Origin of the sequence: Pseudoflavonifractor sp. 60 (genome assembly GCF_009911645.1) — a bacterium.
In the GTDB taxonomy this organism is placed as follows: Bacteria; Bacillota; Clostridia; order Oscillospirales; family Oscillospiraceae; genus Lawsonibacter.
The window spans coordinates 1-3166 of sequence record NZ_QWKI01000207.1 but is presented as its reverse complement, the minus strand read 5'-3'; the positions used below and the strand labels follow the sequence as shown (position 1 = coordinate 3166).

Genomic DNA, 3166 nt, shown 5'->3' with positions numbered 1-3166 from the left:
AACGAGAGGAGCGAGAAGCAGATGAATATTATCAAGTTGGAATTGACCGAGCAGGAAGCGAAAATCTATGATGAAGTAATGGAAAAGGTAGATGAAACGGCGGCTTTCCTCGCCGGTCTATCCCATGAGGAGCGGGTGGATTGGCTAAAAGAGCATCAATATATCCACCCCATCAGCTTTGAGCGGGAGATCGGCGGCACCATCTACACCGTTAAGGCCCATTTCAGCAGCGACACCGCCGAACCCGTGGAGAAGAAGGTAATCCGTATCCTCAATTGAAATATCGCACATTAAAGTATTGAAGTCTTGCGCCGAATGTGGTATGATAGAGGGCATCTCGGGCAGCATCCAGAATCAAAGGGCTATTTTAGAGAAGTTCGCCGCAGACAACCACCTGCCGAACCCCCGGTTCATGTTCGACGACGGATACTCGGGGGCTACGTTTGCTGGGGTAAGATAGCGTAACCATAAAAGATGGTGCACTGTCTTACCCCAGCATTTTGTATTATCAGACGGCAAAACTCTTGACATCAGTGCCAATTTGTCGGAAATAGGATATGCTTTCCGTCGGTTCATCGCCGCTGTCTACCTTGCCCACGAAGCTGTAAAAGATTTCGATTTTCCGGGTGTTCGTTTCCCTGTTCAGCTCGTGGACTAAAATGCGGTCAATAAACTCATGGACATTCTCATAGGTCAGTTCGCTGATCTCCGAGTACCGGCGTACCAGAGCGACAAACCGCTTCACATCCGCCCCACGCTCGGCGGCGCTGTCAATCTCTTTCCGCAGTTCCGCCGCCCGTTTCGTCAGCGCCGCTTTCTCGTCCTCATAGCCGGAGGTCAGAAGCGCAAACTGTTCACTTGACAAGCGGCCCAAGGCCATGTCCTCGTAAAGTTTGCGGAACAACAGATTGAGTTCATCCATCCGGCGTTCTGCCTTGTCCAGTTCTTTCCGCTGCTGGATAAGAGCCTTTTTAGCGGCCTGCTCCCCGCACTCGGCAGCGGTACGAACAAACTCCTGCTCATGCTCTTTCACATAGGCCAAAACCCGCTGCAAATCGGCAAGGACAAGCTCTTTCAGGACAGTCTTGTGGATGTAATGCGTTGTGCAGAGAAAATCGTTTCTGGCCCGGTTGCGGTAGTTGCCGCAGGTGTAGGCGTGCTTCCTCTCCGGCGTTCCGGTGCCCTTTTGGAGATACATTTTGTAATCGCAGTCCCCGCAAAACAGCAGCCCGGAAAATAGGTCGATTTCATCAGACTTGGTAGGCCGGTGTCGGGTGGCGATACGCTTTTGGGCAAGGGCAAATGTTTCTTCGTCAATCAACGGTTCGTGAGTATTGGGAAAGAAATACCGCTTGTCCTCTGGATTTTTCCGTGTCTTTTTGGATTTATAGGACACCTTGTAGGTTTTCGCTGTGATGGTATGTCCCAGATACTCCTGTCGAGTGAGGATGTCATACAGCGTTTTGTCCGGCCAAGTATACCAGGCGTTAATCTGGGGGCGGGGGAATTTCTTTCCGCCTTTTCTGCGGTAGCGCAGTTCGCCAACGGTCAAAATCTCGTTATCCCGCAGCCAGTTCTGGATTTCACACATACGGTCGCCCCGCACATACATCGCGAAAATCTGCTTGACAATATGGGCCGTTTCCGGGTCGGGAATAAGATGATTGCGGTCATCCGGGTCTGCCAGATAGCCATACGGTACTTCCCCGTTGACACGCTCTCCCCGCTGGGCCTTGGCCTGCTTGACAGCCCGGATTTTCTTGGATGTGTCGCGGGCGTAAAACTCATTGAACCAATTCCTCAGAGGGGTAAACTCGTTATCTTCCCTCGCTGTGTCCACACCGTCATTGATGGCGATATAGCGCACATCGTACTCCGGGAAAATGATTTCAATAAGCTCCCCGGTTTTCAGATAATTTCGGCCCAGGCGGGATAAGTCCTTGGTAATGACCGTCGCCACGTTTCCGGCCTCCACCTCACGGAGCATGGTTTGAAGCCCCTCACGCTCGAAGCTGACCCCGGAAAATCCATCATCCACGAAAAAGCGGGTGTTCAGGAAAAAATGTTCATCAGTGTACCGTTGTAAAATCAGCTTTTGATTTTGGATGCTCTCGCTCTCCCCAGCCTGCATATCCTCTTGGCTCAACCTGCAATAGAGGGCAGTGATCTTGCCTGCCTGCAACATGGTAGTCCTCCTTTCCGGCGGCAGGCAAGCATGGTTATGTACTGTTACCATTTTACCACAAACCTCCGCCCGTGTCAGCTCAAAAATTCACTGTTTGTCGAATATTCTGCTTTGCTCCAAGTCCTTTTTGATAAGTTTCCGGATTTTTCCGTCCAGGCTGTCAGTTGCCCGGTCGCTGGATGAAGCACAGACAAGATAGGTCGTTTTGCCGATCTGATGTTTCGTTGTGGTAACTTCACGCTGATTTTTTGGCAAAGATGTTCCCCCTTTCCAAAACGCAGGACAAGGCCCGCAGTCGGGAGAAACAGGGAAAGGGTAAGCTGTTCCTCCCACCGGGGCCGATTATCAGTTCACACCGAGAATAGCGCGGATGAGTTTGTTTTCCAGACGGCTTTTCATGTATTCATCCAGGCAGGCGTGGGGACAGCCGCTTTCGTCGTAGACCGTTCGGGTGCAGAGCTTGTTTATGTAGCTCTCGTAATACCGCAAAACCTGTTCCACGGCATCGGCCTCCCCGGCGCGGGCCGCATTGCTCACCGCCAGCGGCAGCAGTTCAGGGCCTTTGTAGTTCCGGCGCTTCATGGCGCTAACCTCCTTTCCTCGCTGTCAGTTTTGTCCGCAGGACATTCAGCGATTTTGTTCTGCGCCGCTGGACGGCACTCCGGGACAGTCCCAGGGCATCGCCAATCTCGCTGTCTGTCAAGTCCAGAACCAGCCGCAAAATTAAAATGCTTTGCTCCTGCTCTGGCAGACAGGCAAAGGCGTCGGCAACCCGTTCGCTGCTGATCGGCAAGTCGTAGCCGCAGTATGAGAACACATAGCTGTCGCTGGGATAGTCGTCAGCCAAACACAGCTTGTCCATCGCCGTCTGCGGCAGACGCTCCAAGGATGTTTCCCGGCTGGCCCGCCGTTTCATTTCCCGGATGTAGTCGATTGCCTCATGCTTCAAAACGGTCTTGCAAAAGGCGTCAAACCTGCACT

At 52.5% G+C, this 3166-nt stretch carries 4 protein-coding genes and 1 pseudogene; 1 reads left to right on the top strand and 4 read right to left on the bottom strand.

The features are described 5' to 3' along the window. Positions 1 to 279, top strand: a pseudogene (locus tag D1646_RS19745) (hypothetical protein); the annotation flags it as partial. Between the two features lie 229 nt (positions 280 to 508). Here the strand turns inward: D1646_RS19745 and D1646_RS19740 are convergent. From D1646_RS19740 to D1646_RS19725, 4 genes are all read right to left on the bottom strand, one after another. Next, positions 509 to 2185, bottom strand: coding sequence for a recombinase family protein (locus D1646_RS19740; protein WP_160638099.1), 1677 nt, complete (start codon positions 2183 to 2185; stop codon positions 509 to 511). A gap of 87 nt (positions 2186 to 2272) precedes the next feature. Continuing rightward, positions 2273 to 2440 (bottom strand): hypothetical protein, encoded by a 168-nt coding sequence (locus D1646_RS19735; protein WP_160638098.1) that lies wholly within the window; start codon positions 2438 to 2440, stop codon positions 2273 to 2275. Between the two features lie 90 nt (positions 2441 to 2530). After that, on the bottom strand, positions 2531 to 2767 hold the full coding sequence (locus tag D1646_RS19730) for a helix-turn-helix domain-containing protein (protein ID WP_160638097.1): 237 nt from the start codon (positions 2765 to 2767) through the stop codon (positions 2531 to 2533). A gap of 4 nt (positions 2768 to 2771) precedes the next feature. Continuing rightward, on the bottom strand, positions 2772 to 3166 hold a 395-nt coding region (locus tag D1646_RS19725; RefSeq protein ID WP_160638096.1), incomplete at its 5' end, for a sigma-70 family RNA polymerase sigma factor.

What these genes read in the sequence shown, in the direction of transcription:
- D1646_RS19740 (WP_160638099.1), bottom strand. Translation starts at nt 2,185, where the DNA reads ATGTTGCAGGCAGGCAAGATCACTGCCCTCTATTGCAGGTTGAGCCAA.
- D1646_RS19730 (WP_160638097.1), bottom strand. Translation starts at nt 2,767, where the DNA reads ATGAAGCGCCGGAACTACAAAGGCCCTGAACTGCTGCCGCTGGCGGTG.